The 21,288-nt window shown below is 70.0% G+C and carries 17 protein-coding genes and 1 pseudogene; 13 read left to right on the forward strand and 5 right to left on the reverse strand.

What is annotated here, in order from left to right:
- The first annotated feature begins 39 nt into the window (after window positions 1–39).
- From AruCF_RS29990 to AruCF_RS20335, 7 genes are all read left to right on the forward strand, one after another.
- The gene (locus tag AruCF_RS29990) at window positions 40–153 is read left to right on the forward strand and encodes a hypothetical protein (protein WP_254431208.1); all 114 of its coding nucleotides are present in this window, start codon (window positions 40–42) and stop codon (window positions 151–153) included.
- A gap of 10 nt (window positions 154–163) precedes the next feature.
- On the forward strand, window positions 164–1,489 hold the full coding sequence (locus tag AruCF_RS20310; protein ID WP_049075681.1) for a ferredoxin reductase family protein: 1,326 nt from the start codon (window positions 164–166) through the stop codon (window positions 1,487–1,489).
- Window positions 1,490–1,606: 117 nt separating this feature from the next.
- Window positions 1,607–2,932, forward strand: coding sequence for a PQQ-dependent sugar dehydrogenase (locus tag AruCF_RS20315; protein WP_049075683.1), 1,326 nt, complete (start codon window positions 1,607–1,609; stop codon window positions 2,930–2,932).
- Window positions 2,933–3,140: 208 nt separating this feature from the next.
- Complete coding sequence (gene azu, locus AruCF_RS20320) at window positions 3,141–3,593, forward strand: azurin (RefSeq protein WP_049078035.1); 453 nt, start codon at window positions 3,141–3,143, stop codon at window positions 3,591–3,593.
- Between the two features lie 87 nt (window positions 3,594–3,680).
- Window positions 3,681–4,385 carry an SDR family oxidoreductase gene (locus AruCF_RS20325; protein ID WP_049075685.1) on the forward strand — a complete coding sequence of 235 codons (705 nt, stop codon included), beginning with the start codon at window positions 3,681–3,683 and terminating at the stop codon, window positions 4,383–4,385.
- A 151-nt stretch (window positions 4,386–4,536) separates the two neighbouring features.
- On the forward strand, window positions 4,537–6,099 hold the full coding sequence (locus AruCF_RS20330; protein WP_049075687.1) for a DUF1800 domain-containing protein: 1,563 nt from the start codon (window positions 4,537–4,539) through the stop codon (window positions 6,097–6,099).
- Window positions 6,096–7,496, forward strand: a complete 1,401-nt coding sequence (locus AruCF_RS20335) for a DUF1501 domain-containing protein (RefSeq protein ID WP_083036835.1) — start codon at window positions 6,096–6,098, stop codon at window positions 7,494–7,496. The genes AruCF_RS20330 and AruCF_RS20335 overlap by 4 nt, the downstream gene beginning before the upstream one ends.
- Here the strand turns inward: AruCF_RS20335 and AruCF_RS20340 are convergent.
- A complete protein-coding gene (locus AruCF_RS20340) occupies window positions 7,453–8,421 on the reverse strand; it encodes a tripartite tricarboxylate transporter substrate binding protein (protein WP_049075690.1) in 969 nt (322 codons plus the stop codon). The genes AruCF_RS20335 and AruCF_RS20340 overlap by 44 nt on opposite strands.
- 60 nt (window positions 8,422–8,481) lie before the next feature.
- Window positions 8,482–9,624, reverse strand: coding sequence for a 4-oxalomesaconate tautomerase (locus AruCF_RS20345; protein WP_049078037.1), 1,143 nt, complete (start codon window positions 9,622–9,624; stop codon window positions 8,482–8,484).
- A gap of 61 nt (window positions 9,625–9,685) precedes the next feature.
- Between AruCF_RS20345 and AruCF_RS20350 the strand changes: the two genes are divergently transcribed.
- From AruCF_RS20350 to AruCF_RS20375, 6 genes and pseudogenes are all read left to right on the forward strand, one after another.
- Window positions 9,686–10,612 (forward strand): LysR family transcriptional regulator, encoded by a 927-nt coding sequence (locus AruCF_RS20350; protein WP_083036837.1) that lies wholly within the window; start codon window positions 9,686–9,688, stop codon window positions 10,610–10,612.
- A 9-nt stretch (window positions 10,613–10,621) separates the two neighbouring features.
- A complete protein-coding gene (locus AruCF_RS20355; protein WP_049075693.1) occupies window positions 10,622–11,086 on the forward strand; it encodes a GNAT family N-acetyltransferase in 465 nt (154 codons plus the stop codon).
- 148 nt (window positions 11,087–11,234) lie between these two features.
- Window positions 11,235–11,603 carry a COG4315 family predicted lipoprotein gene (locus AruCF_RS20360; protein ID WP_049075695.1) on the forward strand — a complete coding sequence of 123 codons (369 nt, stop codon included), beginning with the start codon at window positions 11,235–11,237 and terminating at the stop codon, window positions 11,601–11,603.
- A 30-nt stretch (window positions 11,604–11,633) separates the two neighbouring features.
- Entirely contained in the window at window positions 11,634–12,146 is a 513-nt protein-coding gene (locus AruCF_RS20365) for an RNA polymerase sigma factor (RefSeq protein WP_049075697.1), read from the forward strand.
- Window position 12,147: 1 nt separating this feature from the next.
- Window positions 12,148–12,963, forward strand: coding sequence for an anti-sigma factor family protein (locus AruCF_RS20370; RefSeq protein ID WP_049075699.1), 816 nt, complete (start codon window positions 12,148–12,150; stop codon window positions 12,961–12,963).
- Window positions 12,964–13,583: 620 nt separating this feature from the next.
- Window positions 13,584–14,940: pseudogene (locus AruCF_RS20375) on the forward strand (IS110 family RNA-guided transposase).
- A 120-nt stretch (window positions 14,941–15,060) separates the two neighbouring features.
- Here the strand turns inward: AruCF_RS20375 and AruCF_RS20380 are convergent.
- From AruCF_RS20380 to atzF, 3 genes are read right to left on the reverse strand one after another with little or no spacing between them, the layout of a single operon-like run.
- Entirely contained in the window at window positions 15,061–15,780 is a 720-nt protein-coding gene (locus AruCF_RS20380) for a GntR family transcriptional regulator (RefSeq protein ID WP_049075701.1), read from the reverse strand.
- Between the two features lie 5 nt (window positions 15,781–15,785).
- Entirely contained in the window at window positions 15,786–19,421 is a 3,636-nt protein-coding gene (gene uca / locus AruCF_RS20385; protein WP_049075702.1) for an urea carboxylase, read from the reverse strand.
- Window positions 19,422–19,447: 26 nt separating this feature from the next.
- Window positions 19,448–21,280, reverse strand: coding sequence for an allophanate hydrolase (gene atzF / locus AruCF_RS20390; RefSeq protein WP_049075703.1), 1,833 nt, complete (start codon window positions 21,278–21,280; stop codon window positions 19,448–19,450).
- Window positions 21,281–21,288 lie beyond the last annotated feature (8 nt).

The following is a 21,288-nucleotide window of genomic DNA, read 5'->3' on the forward strand; positions in this document are numbered from 1 at the left end:
CTGACCGCCGCCGGCTATCGCAACATCACCGAGATCGAACTGGAGCATCACCGCGGCTACGACGTCAAGGCCGACAACCCGCAAGGCCAGCGCGTGAAGCTGCGCGTCGATGCGCAGACCGGCGCGGTGCTGCGCAGCCGCATCAAGGACTGAGGCAAATGCCATGAAAACCCGTACCGCCCTGGGACTGTTCCTGCTCGCGCTGACCGGCGCCTGGGCCGTCGACGCCCTCCTGCTGCAACCGGCGGCCTCGGCCGCCTGGCCCTGGGTGCTGCGCCAGCAGGCGCTGTACCTGACAGGTGTCTGGTCCATCGGCCTGATGTCGCTGATCATGCTGCTGGCCTTGCGTCCAGCCTGGTTGGAGGGGCCGCTGGGCGGCATGGACAAAGTCTACCGGCTGCACAAATGGGCCGGCATCCTGGCCATCGGCGCCGGCGCCGCGCATTGGCTGGTCAAGCTGGCCAGCACGCCGCTGAAGGCGCTGGTCGGCGCCGAGGGCCGGCCGGCGCGCGACGCGGTGCTGGCCATGCTGGCGGATTCGCGCGGATTGGCCAAGGACCTGGGCGAATGGACGATCTACGCGCTGCTGGCCATGTTGGTCATCACGCTGTGGCGCCGCTTTCCGTACCATGCCTGGCGCATCATCCACCGCGCCATGCCGCTGGCCTACCTGATACTGGTGTTCCATACCCTGGCGTTGGCGCCGGCCTATTACTGGACCGGGCCGACCGGCGTGCTGCTGCTGCCGTTGATGGCCGGCGGCGCCTGGGCCGCCGTGCTGTCGCTGGCCGGCCGCATCGGCCAGGGCCGGCGCGCCGCCGGCCGCGTGACGGCGCTGGCGCAACGCCCGGGGGGCATTCTCGAAGTCACCTGTGAACTCGATGCGCGCTGGCCCGGCCACGCCGCTGGCCAGTTCGCCTTCGTCACCTTCGACCGGCGCGAGGGCGCGCATCCGTTCACCATCGCCAGCGCGCCGCACCCCGGGCGCCGCGACGTGACGTTCGAGATCAAGGCGCTGGGCGATTACACCAGCCGGCTGGCCGCGACGTTGCGCGAAGGCGCGCCCGTCACGGTGGAAGGCCCTTACGGCCGCTTCGCGCGCCCCGCCGCCGGCCCGCAGGTGTGGGTGGCGGGCGGCATCGGCGTCACGCCCTTCCTGGCGTGGCTGGAGGCGGCCCGCGAGGAGCCCGGCCGCATGCCGCCCGTCTGGCTGCACTACTGCGTGCGCGATGGCCAGGCCGACCCGTTCGTTGAGGTGCTGCGGCAACGCTGCGCCGCGCTGGACAACGTCACGCTCCAGGTGCACAGCGCCGCCGCCGGCCAGCGACTGGATGCCGCCGCGCTGGCGCAGGGCGAAGTGGCCGCCGGCCGTGTCGCCAATGTCTGGTACTGCGGGCCCGCCGGGCTGGCGACCGCGCTGCGCAAGGGCCTGCGCCGGCTGGGACGCGGCGACGTCCGCTGGCACCAGGAAGCGTTCGACATGCGCTGACCCGCCACCACGGCGCCGGCGCCTGCTCCGGGACGGATGCGCGGACGGCGCGGCGCGAAAGTCCGCGCCGCGCCGTCGTATGATGGAAGCCTGCCAATCCGCGCCGGGAGCCGCGCCATGCGAATTCGATATCTGTTGCCGGCGCTCGTCGCAGTCGCCAGCCTGGTGGCCGCCTGCGGCGAAGTCGCGCGCCTGCCGGTCGAGGCTGGCATGGGGCCGCGGCCCGAACTGCCCGCGCCCAATACCACCCTCATTCCCACCGTCAACACGGCCAAGGCGGTAGGCTGGAGCGAGACCGGCCTGCCGACCCCGGCCAGCGGCCTGGCGGTCACCGCCTACGCGCGCGGCCTGGACCACCCGCGCTGGCTGTACGTGCTGCCCAACGGCGACGTGCTGGTGGCCGAGACCAATGCGCCGCCCAAGCCGCCAGAGGCCTCCGGCGGCATCAAGGACTGGGCCGCCGGCATCGTCATGAAGCGCGCCGGCGCGCGCACGCCCAGCGCCAACCGCATCACCCTGCTGCGCGGCCTGACGCCCGATGGCGCGGCGCAGACGCGCAGCGTGTTCCTGGAAGGCTTGAATTCGCCCTTCGGCATGGCGCTCGTCGGCGACCAGCTGTATATCGCCAATGCCGATGCGGTGCTGCGGTTTCCGTACCAGACCGGCCAGACCCGCATCGACGCGCCCGGCGTCAAGGTGACCGACCTGCCCTCGGGCCGCAACCATCACTGGACCAAGAACCTCATCGCCAGCGCGGACGGCGCCAAGCTGTATGCGACGGTCGGCTCGAACAGCAACGTGGCGGAGAACGGCATGGCGGAAGAGGAGGGCCGCGCCGCCATCTGGGAAATCGACGTCGCCAGCGGCGCTAAACGGCTCTACGCCAGCGGCCTGCGCAATCCGGTGGGCATGGCCTGGGGGCCGGACGGCAAGACGCTGTGGACTGCCGTGAACGAACGCGACGAACTGGGCAGCGACCTGGTGCCCGACTACATGACCTCGGTGCGCGACGGCGGCTTCTATGGCTGGCCGTACAGCTACTTCGGCCAGCACGTCGACACCCGGGTCAAGCCGCCGCGCCCCGACCTGGTGGCGCAGGCGATCGTGCCCGACTACGCGCTGGGGCCGCACACCGCCTCGCTGGGGCTGGCCTGGTCCGGCGGCGCCAGGTTGCCGGCGCCGTTCATCCACGGCATGTTCGTGGGCCAGCACGGCTCCTGGAACCGCGACCCGCGCAGCGGCTACAAGGTCATCTTCGTGCCGTTCACCGGCACGCGCGCGGACGGCCAGGCGCAAGACGTGCTGACGGGATTCCTGGACGACGCGGGCCAGGCGCGCGGCCGGCCCGTGGGCGTGGCGCTGGACCGCCAGGGCGCGCTGCTGGTGGCCGATGATGTCGGCAATGCGATCTGGCGCGTCAGCGCCGCGGACGCCGCCCGCTGAACCGCGGCATCGCGGGAAAACGCGGAAAAACGGCGCAAGCGAGTCCATGCCACGCAATTCGGTAACGCCCGCTTGCGTTGCGTCAAACCCCTTGCGGGCCCGCCCGCGCCACGAGGAGTAGACTGGGGCGAGAATAGCGCAACGGCCGCGCGGCTCGCGTCCCGCGAAGCGCGCGGATCCACTTCCCTCGATCCCTGGAGGCATGAACATGCTGTTGAAGAATCTCTGCGCCGCGACCATCCTGGCCCTGGCCTCGGCCCCCGTGCTGGCGGCCGAATGCTCGGTCGATATCGCCGGCAACGACCAGATGCAGTTCGACAAGAAGGAAATCACGGTCAGCAAGAGCTGCAAGCAGTTCACCGTGAACCTCAAGCACCCGGGCACGCTGGCCAAGAACGTCATGGGCCACAACTGGGTGCTGACCAAGCAGGCCGACATGCAGGGCGCCGTCAACGACGGCATGGCCGCCGGCCTGGACAACAACTACGTCAAGAAGGACGACGCCCGCGTCATCGCCCACACCAAGGTGATCGGCGGCGGCGAGACCGATTCGGTCACCTTCGACGTCAGCAAGCTGGCCGCCGGCCAGGACTACGCCTACTTCTGCTCGTTCCCCGGCCACTTCGCGCTGATGAAGGGCGTGCTCAAGCTGGTCGACTGATCGCCCCTGCCGGCCTCGCGGGATCTTCGCGGGGCCGCCGCGCCCGCCCCTACAATGGCCGTTTTCCGACACCCTGGGGAACGACGCATGAGCACGGATAAAGTGGCAATCATCACCGCCGGCGGCAGCGGCATGGGCGCGGCGGCGGCGCGCAAACTGGCGGCCGACGGCTACCGCGTGGCGATCCTGTCCTCGTCCGGCAAGGGCGAGGCGCTGGCCGCCGAACTCGGCGGCCTGGGCGTGACCGGTTCGAACCGCTCGCCCGAGGACCTGGCGCGGCTGGTTGACGCGACCCTGCAGAAGTGGGGCCGCGTCGACGCCGTGGTCAACAGCGCCGGCCACGGCCCCAAGGGCCCGCTGCTGGAAATCAGCGACGACGACTGGCACCTGGGCATGGAGTTCTACCTGCTCAACGTGGTGCGCATCGCGCGCCTGGTGGCGCCGGTCATGAAGCAGCAGAAAACCGGCGCCATCGTCAACATCTCGACCTACGCCACCTTCGAGCCGGAGGCGCTTTTCCCCACGTCCGGCGTGTTCCGCGCCGGCCTGGCCGCATTCACCAAGGTGTTCGCGGACGAATACGCCGAACACAACGTGCGCATGAACAATGTGCTGCCCGGCTTCATTGACAGCCTGCCGGAAAAGGAAGACCGGCGCGCGCGCATCCCGATGGGCCGCTACGGCACCGCCGAGGAAGTGGCCGACCTGATCGCCTTCCTGGCCTCCGACGCTTCCTCGTACATCACCGGGCAGAACATCCGCATCGACGGCGGCATCACCCGTTCGGTGTAATCCGCGTGGCCTGACCGGCCCCGCGCGGGCCGGCGCGCCGCTCGCGCGCGCCTCGTGCAAAAGGATTAGTCCCTCGTCCGAATGGCGGTCTTGAAGCCCCCCTGGCGCTTCGCTACCGTAGGCTTTCGCATTCGACCCCGGGGCTGCCTGCATGTCCGCGTCGCCGTCCGGAGCGGCGCCGCCCGCTTCCGCTGAAACCCACCCGCCCACGCCCGGCCAGGCCTCGCGCTTTTTGGCGCAGGCCACCTTCGGCCCGACGCCGGCGCTGATCGACGCGGTGGTGCGCGACGGCTACGCCGGATGGCTCGACGCGCAGCTGGCGCTGGCGCCCTCGCAAAGCCATTTCGACTGGCTGCTGCAGCAAGGCAAGGACACCGAGGCCTACAAGGGCAACGGCATCAACGCGCCGCTGGAATCGACGCTGTGGCGCAAGTTCATCAGCGCGGAAGATCAAGTGCGCACCCGGGTGGCGTTCGCGCTGTCGGAGATCTTCGTGGTCGGGGTGGCGTCGATCACCGCCAACTGGCCGCTGTTCGGCGCCGCCGGCTTCATGGACCTGCTGGCCGAGCATGCCTTCGGCAACTACCGGGACCTGCTCACCGCCGTCACCCGCAACCTGTCGATGGGCTGCATGCTGACCTATCGCGGCAACCGCAAGGAAGACCCGCGCACCGGCCGCCACCCCGACGAGAACTATGCGCGCGAGGTGATGCAGCTGTTCAGCATCGGCCTGGTCGAACTGAACCGCGACGGCACGCCGCGGCTGGTGAACGGCGCCCCCGTGGAGACCTACGACAATGCCGACGTGCAAGGCCTGGCCAAGGTCTTCACCGGCTGGGACCTGGACGGGCCGGAGACCGACGTGCAGTTCCACCGCAGGCCGATGGCGCTCAACCCGGCGCTGCATTCGCTGGCGGAAAAGCGCTTCCTGGGCGCGGTGATTCCACCCGGCACCGACGGCCATCTGTCGCTCAAGCGCGCGATGGAAGTGATCAGCGCGCATCCCAACGTAGGGCCGTTCATCGGCACGCAGCTGATCCAGCGGCTGGTCACCAGCAATCCGAGTCCGGCCTATGTCGGGCGCGTGGCGGCCGTGTTCGACGACGACGGCCACGGCGCGCGCGGCAACCTCAAGGCGGTGGTGCGCGCCATCCTGCTGGACGACGAGGCGCGCCACCCCGATCTTTCGTCGCCCGGCTGGGGCAAGGTGCGCGAACCCATCCTGCGCTTTTCCGGCTGGGCGCGGGCGTTCGGCGCCACCTCCACCAACGGCGCCTGGGCCATGCCCGACACCACCGACAACACCATCCGGCTGGCGCAGAGCCCGATGCGCTCGGCCAGCGTGTTCAACTTCTTCCGGCCGCGCTATACGCCGCCCGTCACCGAGCTGGCGCGGCGCGGCCTGGTGGCGCCGGAACTGCAGATCACCGATGAAACCAGCATCGCCGGCTACCTGAACTTCGTGGCCATCTACGTCGATCGCGGCTGGGAAGACCTGCAGACGCCGTACACCGCCGAGATCGCGCTGGCCGCCGACGCCGACGCGCTGGTGGCGCGCATCGTGCTGCTGCTGGCGGGCGACGCTTTCAGCGCGGCCACGGCGCAGGCCATCGCGCAGGCGGTCGACACCTTGCCGCGCGAGCGGCCGCGCGACCGCGTGCGCGCCGCCATCACGCTGGTGGCGGCCAGCCCCGAATACCTGGTGCAGAAATGAAAGCCGATCGCCGCGAGTTCCTGCTGCGCGCCTGCGCCCTGGGCGCCACGCACGCGGCGGCGCCGCTGGCGCTGAACCTGGCGGCGCTGGGCGCGGCGGCCGCGCAGTCGGCGCCGCCGGGAGACTACAAGGCGCTGGTGTGCGTGTTCCTGTACGGCGGCAACGATCCGTTCAACACGCTGGTGCCGTTCGACCCTGGCGCTTATCGCGCCTACGCGGCGGCGCGCACCGACATCGCCTTGCCGCGCGAGGCGCTGCAGGCCACGGCGCTGCGCGGCGCAACGCCCGCCGCCGGCGGCGCGCAGTTCGCGCTGGCCCCATCGCTGGCGCCGCTGGCGCCGCTGTTCGAGCGCGGCGAGATGGCGGCGGTGCTGAACGTCGGCCCGCTGGTGGTGCCCACCAGCAAGGCGGACTATATCGGCGCGCGCGTGCCGCTGCCGCCCAAGCTGTTCTCGCACAATGACCAGCAGTCGTACTGGCAGGCGCTGGCGCCGGAAGGCGCTTCCTCCGGCTGGGCCGGGCGGCTGACGGACCTGTACGCCGACGTCAACGCGCAGCGCAGCTTCACCGGCATCACCGCCGGCGGCAGCACCGTGCTGCTGGCGGGCCGCCACGTCGCGGGTTACCGGGTCGGCGTGAACGGCTCGACCCGCATCGAACTGCTGACGCGCGACATGTATGGCTCCAGCGCCTGCACCGCGCTGTTGCGCCGGCTGATCACGCAACCGCGCGAGCACCTGATGGAACGGGAAATGTCGCGCATCGCGGCGCAGTCGATCGACGCCGACACGCGGCTGCGGACGGCATTGTCTGGCGTGGCCGTGCCGGGCGATTTCGCCTCGCCGCTGGCGCAGCAGTTGAAAATCGTGGCCCGCATCATCGCGGCGCGCCAGACCCTCGGGGCGCGGCGCCAGGTGTTCTTCGTGTCGCAGAACGGCTACGACAACCACACCGGCCTGAACGATACCCACCCCGCCTTGCTCAAGGAGCTGGGCCAGTCGCTGGCCGCCTTCCAGACGGCGCTGGCGGGCCTGGGCGTGGCGCGCCAGGTCACCACCTTCACCGCTTCGGAATTCGGCCGGACGCTGGGATCGAACGGCAACGGCTCGGACCACGGCTGGGGCGCGCATCATTTGGTGCTGGGCGGCGCCGTCAACGGCGGGCGCTACCACGGCACCCATCCGGAAATCGCGCCGGACGGACCCGGGTTCGTGGACAACGGCCGCCTGCTGCCGACGCTGGCGGTGGAGCAGCTGGGCGCGGCGCTGGGCGGCTGGTTCGGCGCCAGCCCGGACGACCTGCGGCTGGTGTTTCCGAACCTGCGCCACTTCGACGCCACGCCCTTGGCGCTATTTACAGCGCCGCGTGAATCGTCGACGCCAGCTTCTTCCACTTGACGGCTTCTTCGCGCACGAACGCCGCCAGCTCGGCCGGTGTGCTGGTGCGCACCTCGGCGCCCTGGTCGTCGATCTTGGCTGCCACGGCCGGATCGTTGAGCGCGCCATTGAGCGCGGTGTTCAACTTGGCGACCACCTGCGGATCGGCGTTGGCGGGCGCGAACACGGCGTACCACTGCGCCACGTCCACGCCCGGCACGCCAAGCTCGGCCAGCGTCGGCATGTCGGGCAGCACCTTGGCGCGGCGCGTGCCGGCCACGCCCAGCGCGCGGATCTTGCCCGACTTCAGGTGCGGATAGGCGCTGAACAGGCTGGGAAACATCACCTGGGTAACGCCGGCCAGCGTGTCCGTCATGGCGGGGGCCGAGCCCTTGTAGGGAATCTCCAGCATGGCCGCGCCGGTGGCGCGGTTGAACAGCTCGCCCGCCACCGCCGGCGCCGTGCCCGGGCCGGCCGAGGCGTAGCTCAGGCCGTCGGGGTGGGCCTGGCCATACTTGAGCAAGCCCGGCACGTCCTGCACGCCGATGCTGCTGGATACCACCATGAGCGTGGGCGAGTCGGCCACCATGCCGATGGCGGTGAAGTCGCGCACCGGGTCGTAGTTGAGCTTCTGCAGCGCGGGGTTGATGCCGTGCGTGCCGATGTAGCCCAGCATCAGGGTGTAGCCGTCGGCCGGCTGGCGCGCCACGTAATCGGCGGCGATGGCGCCCTGCGCGCCGGGCTTGTTGACCACGATGACGGTCTGGCCCAGCAGTTCGCCCATCTTCTGCCCGATCACGCGGGCCAGGGTGTCATTGCCGCCGCCGGCGGCGGTGGGCACCACCATGGTGATGGCGCGTTCGGGGAATTCGGCGTGGACGGCCGGGCTGGCCAGGGCCAGGCAGAGCGCGGCGGCACCCAGCGTGCCGCGAGTGGGGAAAACCATGTCATGTCTCCTGATGGTTCTGTTGGCGGTCTCTGCGGACCGCTGCGTCTCGAGTCTTTTTTATGCCGCCACCGGCTGGCGCGAGGCCAGCCGGGCGCGGGCGTCCTGCTCCTGCCGCGCCGCGCCGTAGCGCCCCGGCACGTACAGCAGGCCCTTCATGATCTTGCGCGCGGTGCGCACCAGGCCGGCGGCCTGTACCTCGCCGCTGGCGTCATCGAGCTTCACGTCGATGTCCATGCCGCCCGACGGGTGTTCGATGCGCACGCCGCGGTAGCCCGGCCGTGGCGCCGGGCCGCCGCAATCATGCGCCACCGTGCCAGGCATGAGGAAGGCGGCCGCCACGCCCACCGCGCCGGTGGCGGCGTGGGCGCGATGGCAGGCATGCGGCGTGAAGTAGCGCGAGCGCAGCGACAGGACGGCGGCATCGCTGCCCGGCGCCAGCAGCACCGGCTTGGGGATGACGCTGTCCGACACGTCGCCCAGGCCCATGCGGGCGCCGGCTTCGCGACGGATGCGTTCCAGGCGCGTCAGCAGCGCGGTGTTAGCGTCCAGCTCGGCGGGCGATTCGTCGCCACGCAGGCCGAAGTCGGCGGCGCGCAGCAACACCATCGGCATGGCGGCGTCGATCAGCGTGGCGGCCACGCCGTCCACCTTCTCCTGGCGCTGTCCGGTCGGGAACAGGCGGCCGGTGACCGCCCCCCAGGCGTCGAGGAAATTCAGGCGCACGGGCGCGGCGGCGCCCGGCACGCCGTCGATGCGCGCCTCGCCTTCATAGGTCAGGCGGCCGCCCGGCGTCTGCACCACGGCCTCGATCACGGCGCCCGTGTTGACGTTGTGCACCCGCACCGAGGTTTCGCCATCGGCGGCGGCGATCAGGCCCTCGTCGATGGCGAAGGGCGCGGCGCCAGACAGCATGTTGCCGCAGTTGGGACGGGTGTCGACGCTGGCGCGGTCCACCGAGACCTGCGCGAACAGATAGTCGATGTCGCAGTCGGGCCGGGTCGAGCGCGACACGATCGCGACCTTGCTGGTCAGCGAGTTGCCGCCGCCCAGGCCGTCGACCTGCAGCGCATGGGGCGAACCCATGGCCTGCAACAGCAGCCGGTCGCGGTCGGCGGGATCGGCCGGCAGCCAGTCGCCAAGAAAAAAGGGACCGCGGGAGGTGCCGCCACGCATCAGTACGCAAGGGATGATCGTTTCCATGCCGTGCATTCTGCGACGAGGCGGCTATTATTTGAATTGCAACTTACGGATGGATTAATGCATGGCACGCATCAATTTCGATTTACAGGAATTGCAGGCTTTCGTGGCCGTGGCCGAGCGCGCCAGTTTCCGCGCCGCCGCCGAAGACCTGAACCTGTCGCAGCCCGCGCTCAGCCGCCGCATCGACAAGCTGGAGGACCTGCTGGGCGCGCGCCTGCTGGAACGCACCACGCGCCGCGTGGCGCTGACGCACTTCGGCCGCATCTTCCTGGAACGGGCGCGCGGCGCCATCGACGAACTGGAACGCGCGGTGCTCAGCATCGGCGACCTGGCGGCGCAGCGCGGCGGGCTGGTGACCGTGGCCTGCGTGCCGTCGGTGGCCTATTACTTCCTGCCCGCCATCATCCATGACTACGCCCAGCGCTTTCCTCGGATACGGGTCCGCATCATCGACGAGACCGCCCACACCGTGCTCAACAGCGTGGTGACCGGCCGCGCCGACTTCGGCATCAGTTTTTTCGGCACCCAGGAGCCGGACGTGGATTTCAAGGCGGTGCTGCGCGAGGACTTCGTGCTGGCGGTGCGGCGCGACCATCCGCTGGCCGCGCGCCGCAGCGTGTCGTGGGAAGAACTGTCGCAGGAACGCTTCATGACCGTGGCCAAGGAAAGCGGCAACCGCCTGCTGATCGACGACGCGCTGGCCAAGAGCGGCAAGCGCACCGTCAGCGCCTTCGAGGTCAGCCACGTCATGACGCTGCTGGGGCTGGTCGAGGCGGGCCTGGGCGTGGCGGCGGTGCCGCAGTTGGCGATGCCCCCGGCCGGCCACGCCACCCTGGCGGGCGTCAAGCTCGAACATCCGCGCGTCACCCGCAGCCTGGGCCTGATCTCGCGCCGGGGCCGCCCCCTGGCGCCGGCGGCGCAACAGCTCTATAACCTTATCCACCAGGCCGGCAAAAGCGCCAAGCGTGGCCCCTCCAAGCAACCCTGAAGCCGCACCATGAGCCCCCATTCCCTGGCGCTGCAAGCCGCCACCGAAGACGACCTGCCATTCCTGCTGTCGCTGCGCAAGGCGACCATGACCGAACACCTGGCGCGCGCCGGCGCGCCGCAGGACGACGCGCATCACCTGGCGCGCATCCGCTACCACTTCGACGACGCCCAGATCGTCTGGCTGCACGGCCGCCCGGCCGGCCTGTTCAAGACCTTCCGCGATCCGGCCGGCTGGCGCGTCGTGCAGATCCAGATCGACCCGGCCTTCCAGGGCCAGGGGCTGGGCCGGCGCCTGCTGGCGGGCCTGCTGCGGCAGGCGGACGACGAAGGCGCCCCGGTCACCCTGTCCGTCCTGAAGGGCAACCCCGCCCGCCGGCTCTACGAGTCGCTGGGCTTCATTCCCGTGGAGGAAACCGCCCTGGAAATAGAAATGCGCTACGAACCCGCCCCGCCCGCCGGCGGCCACGCCTGACGGCGGCCGCCGCGAAGGGCCCGCGCGAGGCTCGGTTGGATCGTCATCCCCGGCCCTCCCCATTTTTTTGTCCGGTGGCGGAATATTCCGGTTCCGTCCGGCGTCTGTAGAGGGCAGTCCCCCCACCTTCCCATCTACGAGGCACGACATGCGTACTCAAATCGCCGCAGCCCTGGTTCTCTCCTCCGCCGCCCTGTTCTCGGCCGGCGCCCACGCCCAGGCCGTCAAGGCCCAGGACGGCGTCCTGGTCAACAGCGCCGGCATGACCCTCTACACCTTCGACAAGGACGCCGTCGGCAAGAGCGCCTGCAACGACCAGTGCGCCAAGATCTGGCCCCCGGTCACCGCCGCCGCCGACGCCAAGGCCTCGGGCGACCTGAGCATCATCACCCGCGACGACGGCTCCAAGCAGTGGGCCTACAAGGGCAAGCCGGTCTACCTGTACGCCAAGGACGCCAAGCCGGGCGACAAGACCGGCGACAACTTCAAGGACGTCTGGCACGCCGCCAAACCCTGACCGCGCTTTCGCCGCCCATCCACGCCCGACATGCGCGCCGACGACGAAGCCGCGATCCTGGCCTGCATCCCCAGCCTGCGGCGCTACGCGCGCGGGCTGACGGGCGACCCGCACCGGGCCGATGACCTGGTGCAGGACACGCTCGAACGCGCCTGGAGCCGCTACTCGCGCTGGAAGCGCCGCGGCGAACTGAGGGCGTGGATGTTCGGCATCATGCATAACCATTTCATCGACGGCGTGCGCGCCAGCCACCGGCAGGCCGAGGAGGCCCGCGCGGGCGACCTGCCCGACCTGCCGGTGCGCGCCACGCAGACCGACCACCTGGAGGTGCGCGACCTGGACCGCTGCCTGCAAGGCCTGCCGGCCGAGCAGCGCGAAGTATTGCTGCTGGTGTGCGTGGAAGACCTGTCATACCAGGAAACCGCGCAGGTGCTGGGCGTGCCGCCGGGCACGGTCATGTCGCGCCTGTCGCGCGCCCGCGAACGGCTGGGCGCCCTGATGCAAGGCCAGGAACCCGCCAGCCGGCTCCATCGCGTGAAATGACATGAACGACAAACGCCTCCACGCCGTCCCGACCGCCGGCAACCCGATCACCGAAGCCGACCTGCACGCCTACGCCGACGGCCAGTTGCCGCCCGGCCGCCACGCCGAGGTCGACGCCTTCCTCGCCGCCCACCCGCAGGACCTGGCCCGCGTGCACGCCTGGCAGGCCCAGCGCCGTGCCCTGCATGCGTTGCTGGACCCGGTGCTGGACGAACCCCTGCCCCTGCGCCTGCCGCTCTCGCCCCCCGCGCGCCGCCTGCCGTGGCGCGCCCTGGCGGCCGGCATCGCCATCGCCGCCATCAGCGCCAGCAGCGCCTGGCTGGCGCGCGGCGCCCTGGACGCCCGCCACCTGCAAACCGTATTGGCCACCGCCACGCCCGACCGCGCCGCCGGCGGCTACGCCCAGCGCGCCGCCATCGCCCACGCCGTCTACGCCCCCGACATGGGCCGCCCCGTCGAGGTCAGCGGCGACAACGAAAAGGCCCTGGTCACCTGGCTCACCAAGCGCCTCGGCGCCCCCGTGCGCGCCCCCTCCCTGACCCACGCCGGCTACGACCTCGTCGGCGGCCGCCTGCTGCCCGGCGGCAGCGGCCCCGTCGCCCTCTTCATGTACGGCGCCCCCGACGGCCAACGCCTGACCCTCTACGTCACCCGCGAAGCCGCCGGCGGCCAGACCGCCTTCCAATTCACCCAGGAAGGCCCCGTCCGCGTCTTCTACTGGGTCGAAGGCCAATTCGGCTACGCCCTCTCCGGCGCCGTCAGCCGCGACGAACTCCAACGCGTCTCCGAAGAAGTCTACAAACAACTGCAAGGCTGAGCCGGGCGCTGGCGCGCCCGGCGAGCGCCGATCTGCCCGCGGGTTTCACAAAGCCCCTGGTCAGACACCCTCGTTCGAGAATCAGCTGCCCTCCCACAAGCGCGCCGCAAAGCGCGCCCCCCATCGCCGCCACTTCGCGCAGCGACCACACCCCCGACGCCCCACCCGATGTATGCCAAAAACGGCTGCCCGCGCAGCCGTTTTTGGCGGGCCCCGCAAACTCCTCCGCCCCTTAAACGACGCTGAGCAGAACACCAAGCAAACCGCTCTCCCCACCACCCGCCGCATGGAGACGCACGAGCGGCGGGCTGCGGCGGCCGGGTGGGTGCGGGGCGTGTAGATGCGCCCAAGGGAATCTGAAGCCCAATAGTCGTCATTCACGACGCCCGTGACGAAGAAACTGTCTTCGTGGCTGCACCTGTGGCAAGGTGGAATGCCGCTCAGGTAAAGACCGACCTTCCAATGGTGCGTGTTTGCCCACGCCCGTACTGAAGCATGGCCCCGGGTGACGTCACCGACATTGGTGAGCACATGCTTAGCGCGTGCATCCCGTTTGAGAGAGTGAGTACAACGACGTACCCATGCCTGGCGGCATTCCGTTAGCGATGATGGAGCAAGCCATGTCACCTCGCAAGTCCGATGCAACCCTAAGCCTGGCCCATCCCGATGCCGCGGGCATCGACATCGGGTCGGCCAGCCACTTCGTCGCCGTGCCTCATTGACCGCGACGACCAACCTGTCCGCGAGTTCAAGAGCTTTACGGCCGATTTGTATCGCCTAGCGCAATGGCTCAAGGACTGCGGCGTTACCGCCGTGGCCATGGAGTCCACCGGCGTTTACTGGATCCCGCTTTATGAGCTGCTCGATAGCCAGGGTTTCACCGTTTACCTGGTCAACGCCCGTCACGTGAAGAACGTCTCGGGCCGCAAGTCCGATGTCCTGGACTGCCAGTGGCTGCAACAGCTCATGAGCTATGGCCTGTTGGCCGGCGCCTTCCGTCCCTCTGACGAGATTTGCGTCTTGCGCGAGTTCTCGCGCCAGCGCGAGATGCTGCTTGCTTCGCAGGTGCGCCACGTGCAGCACATGCAGAAGGCACTTGCCCAGATGAACATTCAGCTCACGCAAGTGCTGTCGGACGTGGTCGGGGTCACCGGTCAGGCCATCATCCGCGCCATCGTCGGTGGCGAGCGCGACCCGCATGCACTGGCCCGCCTGAAGAAGCGCCAGGTCAAGGCCAGCGAGGACGATATCGCTGCCGCGCTGCAAGGCAACTGGCGTCACGAGCACTTGTTCGCGTTGCGGCAAGCGCTGGCCCTGTACGACACCTATCAACAACTGCTCAACGATTGCGATCAGCACATCCAAGCCGAACTGCACAAACTGCACCGCCATGACGGCGATCCGGGCAAGTCGCAGCGCCGCTGGCCCAAAAAGGCCATGGCCTTCGATCTGCGCACGCATCTATTTGCCATGTGCGGCGTGGACCTGACCCGCATCAACGGCATCGACGAGATGACTGCCTTTACCGTCCTGGCCGAGGTCGGTCCGGACATGAACCGCTTCCCTTCGGCCAAGCACTTCGCTTCGTGGTTAGGCTTGTGCCCGGGCACACGCATCTCCGGAGGCAAGGTTCTGAACGGCGCCACCAAACGCTCACCCAACCGCGCCGCACAGGCCCTGCGTCTGGCGGCAATGGCGCTACGTCACAGCCAGTCCGCTTTAGGCGCCTACTACCGAAGGCTGTGCGCTCGCCTGGACAAGCGGCGCGCCATCACCGCAGCCGCGCACAAACTGGCTCGACTGATTTACACCCTACTGACCAAAGGGTCCGAATACGTCGACCAAGGTGAGCTGTACTACGAAGAACGCCACCGCCAACGCGTCCTGCATCACCTGACAAAACGTGCAGAGACCATGGGCTACAGCTTGGTGCCGTTAACCGCCTCAGGAGAAACCAACGAGGTATCAATGACTTAAGTGGAGTTTCTTGAGAGGGAGCCGCAGGCGGACGAAGATGACGACGGGGCAGTCCGGAGCGAAGGCTCCGGACCGCAATCGTAGCCCCGCACCCACCCGGCCGCCGCAGCCCGCCGCGCCTTAAGAACCCCCTCTAGCCACGTGCAACATATGCAGCGTGATCTTCCGAACCTCAGCCTTGCTCATCTCAATATGCCCCCGCAACATCCTCCCCGCCGCCTCCCCCCGCCGAGCCAGCACCGCGCGCAAAATCGCCCCATGCTCCTCATACGTCGCATCCACCCGGAACTCCTTGGTGAAATCCAGCCGCCGCACGATCCGGATCTTCTCCGTCACCTCCCGGTGGATCAGCGCCATCTCCGCATTCCCGGCAGCCGCCACCAGTGAGCAGTGAAAGGCCTCGTCCAGCTCCGCCACCATCCGCCCATCCAGGATCCGCTGCGCCGGCGGCACCAGCCACACATCCGTCAACGCCCCCAGCAGGCCGCTCTCGTCCATGTGCTCGCGCGCGCACAGCCGTTCGACCGCCGCCAGCTCCAGCACCACGCGCACGTCGTACAGCGCCTCGAAGCGCTCGAAATCGAACGGCCGCACCTGCCAGCCGCTGCGCGGACTCGGCAGCACGAAGCCCTCGCGCTCCAGCCGCGCCAGCCCCAGCCGCACCGGCGTGCGGCTCACCCCCAACCGCAACGCCAGCTCCGCCTCGGTGAAGCGATCGCCCGGCAGCAGGCGGAAGTCGAACAGCTCGTCCTTGATGCGCTGGTAGACCTGGTCCGCCAGCGACCCGGCCAGCACCGGCGCCTGCCGCAGCGCCGGGCTGATGCTGACGGGGTCGCGCATGCCGCTCAGGTCACGGGGCACGTCGCGTCCTCGGCCAGCACCAGCAGCGCGTCGCCGGCATTCACCGGCTTGCCCGGCACGCAGCGGATCGCCGTGACCGTGCCCGACACCGGCGCGATCACCGACAGTTCCATCTTCATGGCTTCCACCACCACCAGCGTGTCGCCCGCCGCCACGCTCTGGCCCACCTGGACCGGAATCTTCCAGACGTTGCCGCACATGTCGGCGCTGACCAGCCGTTCGCCTTCGCGCAGCGGGGTCTGCGTCTCGGGCGCGGCCTCGGCCGGCGCCACCGCCACGTCCTCGTGCTTCCACAGCGCCACCTCGGCGTCGAACGCCGTCTTCTGGCGCGCCTGGAATGCGCCGATGCTGTCGGCCTGCTCGGCCAGGAAGCGCTGGTGCGCGGCGAAGTCGAACACCTCCTCCTCGATCCGCACCGTGGCGCGGCCCTCGCGGAAGTCCTCGCGCAGCGTATCGAGTTCGGCCTCGCTCACCGGATAGAAACGCACCTGGTCGAAAAAGCGCAGCAGCCACGGCTTGCCGTCCTGGAACACCGGGTTCTTCAGGAACTTGTTCCAGATCGGTAGCGTGCGGCCCACCAGTTGATAGCCGCCGGGCGAATCCATGCCGTAGATGCACATGTAGACGCCGCCGATGCCCACCGTGCCCTCGGCCGTGAAGGTGCGCGCCGGGTTGTACTTGGACGTCAGCAGCCGATGGCGCGGATCGATCGGCACCGCGCACGGCGCGCCCAGATAGACGTCGCCCAGGCCCATGATGAGGTAGCTGGCGTCGAACACGATGCGGCGCACGTCCTCGCGGCTGGCCAGGCCGTTGATGCGCTGGATGAAGTCGACATTGTTCGGCAGCCACGGCGCGCTGGCGCGCACGGTTTCCTGGTAGCGCTGCACCGCGCCCAGCGTGGCCGAATCCTCGAACGCCATCGGCAGGTAGACCACGCGGGTCGGCACCTTCAGCGTCGCCACGTCGGCCAGCTGTGTTTCGATCTCCAGCAGCCGCGCGATCAGCGCCTGTTGCAGGATTACGCGGCTGTCGTAGCGGATCTGCAGCGAGCGCACGCCCGGCGACAGCTCGCGCACGCCATCGATCGGCCGCGCCGCCAGCGCCTCCATCAGCAGGTGGATGCGCATGCGCAGCGCCAGGTCGAGCACGTTGTCGCCATACTCCAGCAGCAGGTAGCCGTCGCCCGCCTGGCGGTACGACACCGACGGCCGGCTACCCGTCGCCGGCAGCGCCGCGATGATGGTCTCCGAGGCCGTGACGGGCGGCGCCGAGGGCGTGGTGGCCTGCGGCGCCACGGCGCGCAACTGCTCCACGCTGCGGTCCTGCGCGGCCTCGCGCGCCACCGCCTCGGCGTAGTCGATGCGCACGAAGCGGATGCGGTCGCCCGGCTTGACCTGCCCCACCTTCCACAATTCGGCGCGCGCGATCGTCACGGGGCAGACGAAACCGCCCAGGCTGGGACCGTCGCGCGTCAGGATCACCGGGCTGTCGCCGGTGAAGTTGATGCTGCCGATGGCGTATTCGCAGTCATGGATGTTGGACGGATGCAGGCCGGCCTCGCCGCCGTTCTCGCGCGCCCAGGTGGGCTTGGGGCCGGTCAGCCGCACGCCGAGGCGGTTGGAGTTGTAATGCACCTCCCAATCGGCGGCGAAGAAGGCCTCGATGGCCTCGGGGCGGAAGAAGTCCGGCGCGCCATGCGGGCCGTACAGCACGCCGATCTCCCAGGTGTTGCCATAGGCGGGGATCAGTTCGGCCGGCGCGGCCTGCGGCGCGCTCACGGGCGCCTGGGCGTTCGCGGCCGGCAGCTCGGGACGCACCAGCGGCAGCATGTCGCCGACCCGCAGCGTGCGGCCGGCGTGGCCGCCGAACTGGCCCAGCGCGAAGGTCGAGCGGCTGCCCAGGTAGACCGGCACGTCCAGCCCGTTGCGCACCGCGAGGTACGTGCGGCAGCCGGACAGCGCGCGGCCCGTGGCCAGCACCTGGCCCGCGCGCACCGTGACCGGCTGCCACATCGGCACCGGCGCGCCATCGAGCGTGGCGGCGCATTCGGCGCCGGTGAGCGCGACGATGGCATCGCCATGAAAGCGCAGCGTCGGCCCGACCAGCGTGGCCTCGATGCCGGCGGCGTCGGGCGCGTTGCCGACGATGCGGTTGGCCAGGCGGAAAGCGTAGTCGTCCATCGGCCCCGACGGCGGCACGCCGATGTCCCAATAGCCGGTGCGGCCCGGATAATCCTGCACGCTGGTGTAGGTGCCGGCTTCCAGCACCTCGATGGCCGCGGGCCGGTAAGTGAAGCCTTCGAGGAAGCGCGTCGACAACTGGCCGGCGCGGAAGCGCGCGTCGGCCACGATCTGGCGCAGGTAGTCCAGGTTGGTGGCGATGCCGTGCAGGCGGGTGTGCGCCAGCGCGTCGGCCAGCTTGTCGAGCGCGGCCTCGCGGGTGTCGGCGTGCACGATCAGCTTGGCCAGCATCGGGTCGTAGAACGGCGGCACCTCGGTGCCCGTCGCGACCCAGCCGTCCAGCCGCACGCCTTCAGGAAAATGCACCTCCGTCAGCACGCCGGGCGACGGCTGGAACTGGCGCAGCGGGTCTTCGGCGTACAGCCGCACCTCGATCGACGCGCCTTGCGGCGCGCGCGACATCGCGGCCAGGTCGAGCGGCTCGCCCGCCGCCACGCGCAGCATGCATTCGATCAGGTCCAGCCCGGTCACCGCCTCGGTCACCGGGTGCTCCACCTGCAGGCGGGTGTTGACCTCCAGGAAATAGAAGCTGTCGCGCGCCGGATCGTAGATGAATTCAACCGTGCCGGCCGAGCGATAGGCCACCGACTCGCCCAGCTTGACCGCCGCCGCCAGCAGCGCCGCGCGGGTCGCGGCCGGCAGGTGCGGGGCGGGAGTTTCCTCGATCACCTTCTGGTTGCGCCGCTGCACCGAGCAATCGCGTTCGCCCAGCGCCAGCACGCGGCCGGCGCCGTCGCCGAAGATCTGCACCTCGACGTGGCGGGCGTTGTCCACGTAACGCTCGATGAAGGCGCCGCCGTCGCGGAAGAAGTGCTCGCCCATGCGCTGCACGCTGTCGAACGCCACCGTCAGTTCGGCCTCGTTGTCGCAACGCGACAGGCCGATGCCGCCGCCGCCCGCCGTGCTCTTGAGCATCACCGGATAGCCGATGCGCTCGGCCTGCGTCAGCGCCTCGCCCAGGCTGGCCAGCAGGCCCGTGCCGGGGGTCATCGGCACGCCGGCTTCGGCCGCCAGTTCACGCGAGCGGTGCTTCAGGCCGAACTCGCGGATCTGCAGCGGCGTGGGGCCGACGAAGGCAATGCCCGCGGCCTCGCAGGCTTCCGCGAACTCGGCGCTCTCCGACAGGAAGCCGTAGCCGGGGTAGATGGCCTGTGCGCCGTGCTCGCGCGCGGCCGCCAGCAGCAGGTCGGTGCGCAGATAGCTGTCGACGGCCTTCTCGCCGCCCAGGGCCACGGCCACGTCGGCCTCGCGCACATGGGCCGCGTTGCGGTCGGGATCGGAATACACGGCAACACTGCGGATGCCCAGGCGTTTCAGGGTACGGATGGCGCGGACGGCGATTTCGCCACGGTTGGCGATGAGGACGGTATCGAACACGGTTCGGCTCCCAGGGGCGATTGGCATTAGCGGGGGGTGGCGTTCAGGCTGGCGAGGTAGGCGCGCCAGCCGCCGAAGGCGGTGATGTCGCGCGCGCCATCCAGGCCGCGCGGCTCGCAGATGAAGCCCTTGACCTGGCGGCCGTCATGCAGCGTCAGCGTGCCGATGCCCAGCGGCGCGGGGATCTCGGCCACGAAGGCGCCGAACGCCGCCAGCGGGATGTCCCACAGCTCCACCTCGATCGGCGCGCCGCTGTCGGACTTCACCAACCCCGGCTTGGGCGGCGTGGTGTTGGCCAGCGCATAGAGCCGGTAGTCGGCGGCGGTGCGGGTCTTTTCGACCAGCACCGCGCGGCGCGAGGTCAGTTGATGGTTCAAGGGCATGCCGGTCAGGTGCGCGCCCACCACGGCCACGCGCAGCAATTCCGGGTCGGCGGCGGGCGGCCCCATCGGCGGCAGCGGCTGGCCCGTGGCGCCCAGCGGCAGCCCGCGCTGCGCCTGCCATTGGCGGCCGAAGCGCGCCAGCGCGCGGTCCTGCCACGCCATGCCGATCAGCGTGATGCCGGCCGGCAGGCCGTCGCCGCGCATGCCGGCCGGCAGCGCCAGCGCCGACAGGTCGGCCAGGTTGGCGAAGTTGGTGTAGATGCCCAGTTGCGAATTGAGCCGCACCGGGTCGGCCTGCAACTGCGCGATGGTGTAGATCGACGGCGAGGTCGGCACCACCAGCGCGTCGAAGCCTTGCAGCGACTGGTGGATGCGGCGCGTCAGTTCGGCGCGGCGGTATTCGGCCTTGAAGGCGTCGAGCGCGTCGTAGTGGGCCGCGCCCTCGACGATGCCGCGCACCACCGGATGGATGGCCTCGGGCTTGTCGCGCCACAGCGACTCGACGGCGGCGAAACGCTCGGCCACCCAGGGGCCTTGATACAGCAGCGCCGCCAGCTCGGCGAAAGGCGAGAAATCAATCGGCTCGATCACCGCGCCCGCGGCCTTGAGCGCCTGCACCGCCGCCTCGAACGCGGCGCCGGCCTGCGCGTCGCCGAAGAACTCCAGGCGATCCGGCACGGCCAGCCGCGGCGTGGCGGGCCAGGGCGCGGCGGCGCCGGCCGGCTGCGCGCGCGAATACGGATCGCGCTCGTCATAGCCCCCGGCGATGCCGGCCACGCGTTCGGCATCGTCCACCGTCAGCGCGAAGATCGACACGCAGTCCTGCGTGCGGCAGGCCGGCACCACGCCGGCGGTGCTGAGCCAGCCCTTGGTCGGCTTCAAGCCGACGATATTGTTGAAGCCCGCCGGCACGCGGCCCGAGCCCGCGGTGTCGGTGCCCAGCGAAAACGCCACCAGCCCGCGCGCCACCACCGAGGCGGAACCGGAACTGGAGCCGCCACTGATGTATTCGGGGTTGAAGCTGTTGGCCACCGCGCCATGCGGCGAGCGGGTGCCGACCAGGCCCGTGGCGAACTGGTCGAGGTTGGTCTTGCCGATCAGGATGGCGCCGGCCGCGCGCAGGCGCCGCACGACGGTGGCGTCTTCGTCCGGCGTGTAGGCGAACTCGGGGCAGGCCGCCGTGGTCGGCCAGCCGGCCGCGTCGATGTTGTCCTTGATGGCGAACGGCACGCCGTACAGCGGCAGGCGGGCGCGGTCGCCGCCGGCGGCGGCCAGCAGCAGGCGCAGGTCGTCGAGCTGGCGCGCCAGCACCGGCGCGCTGACCCGCGAGATCCACGCGTTGTCGGCGGCGGCGTCCGGCGCGGGCAACAGGGACGGCAACAACGTATCCGGGGTCACCCCGTCGTCGTCATAGGCCGACAGCCATTGCGCGATCGTCCAACCGATGGGGCCCTGCTGCGTTGCTACGGCATTCATGCTGGAAT

This window comes from Achromobacter ruhlandii, assembly GCF_002082135.1.
GTDB lineage: Bacteria > Pseudomonadota > Gammaproteobacteria > Burkholderiales > Burkholderiaceae_B > Achromobacter > Achromobacter ruhlandii.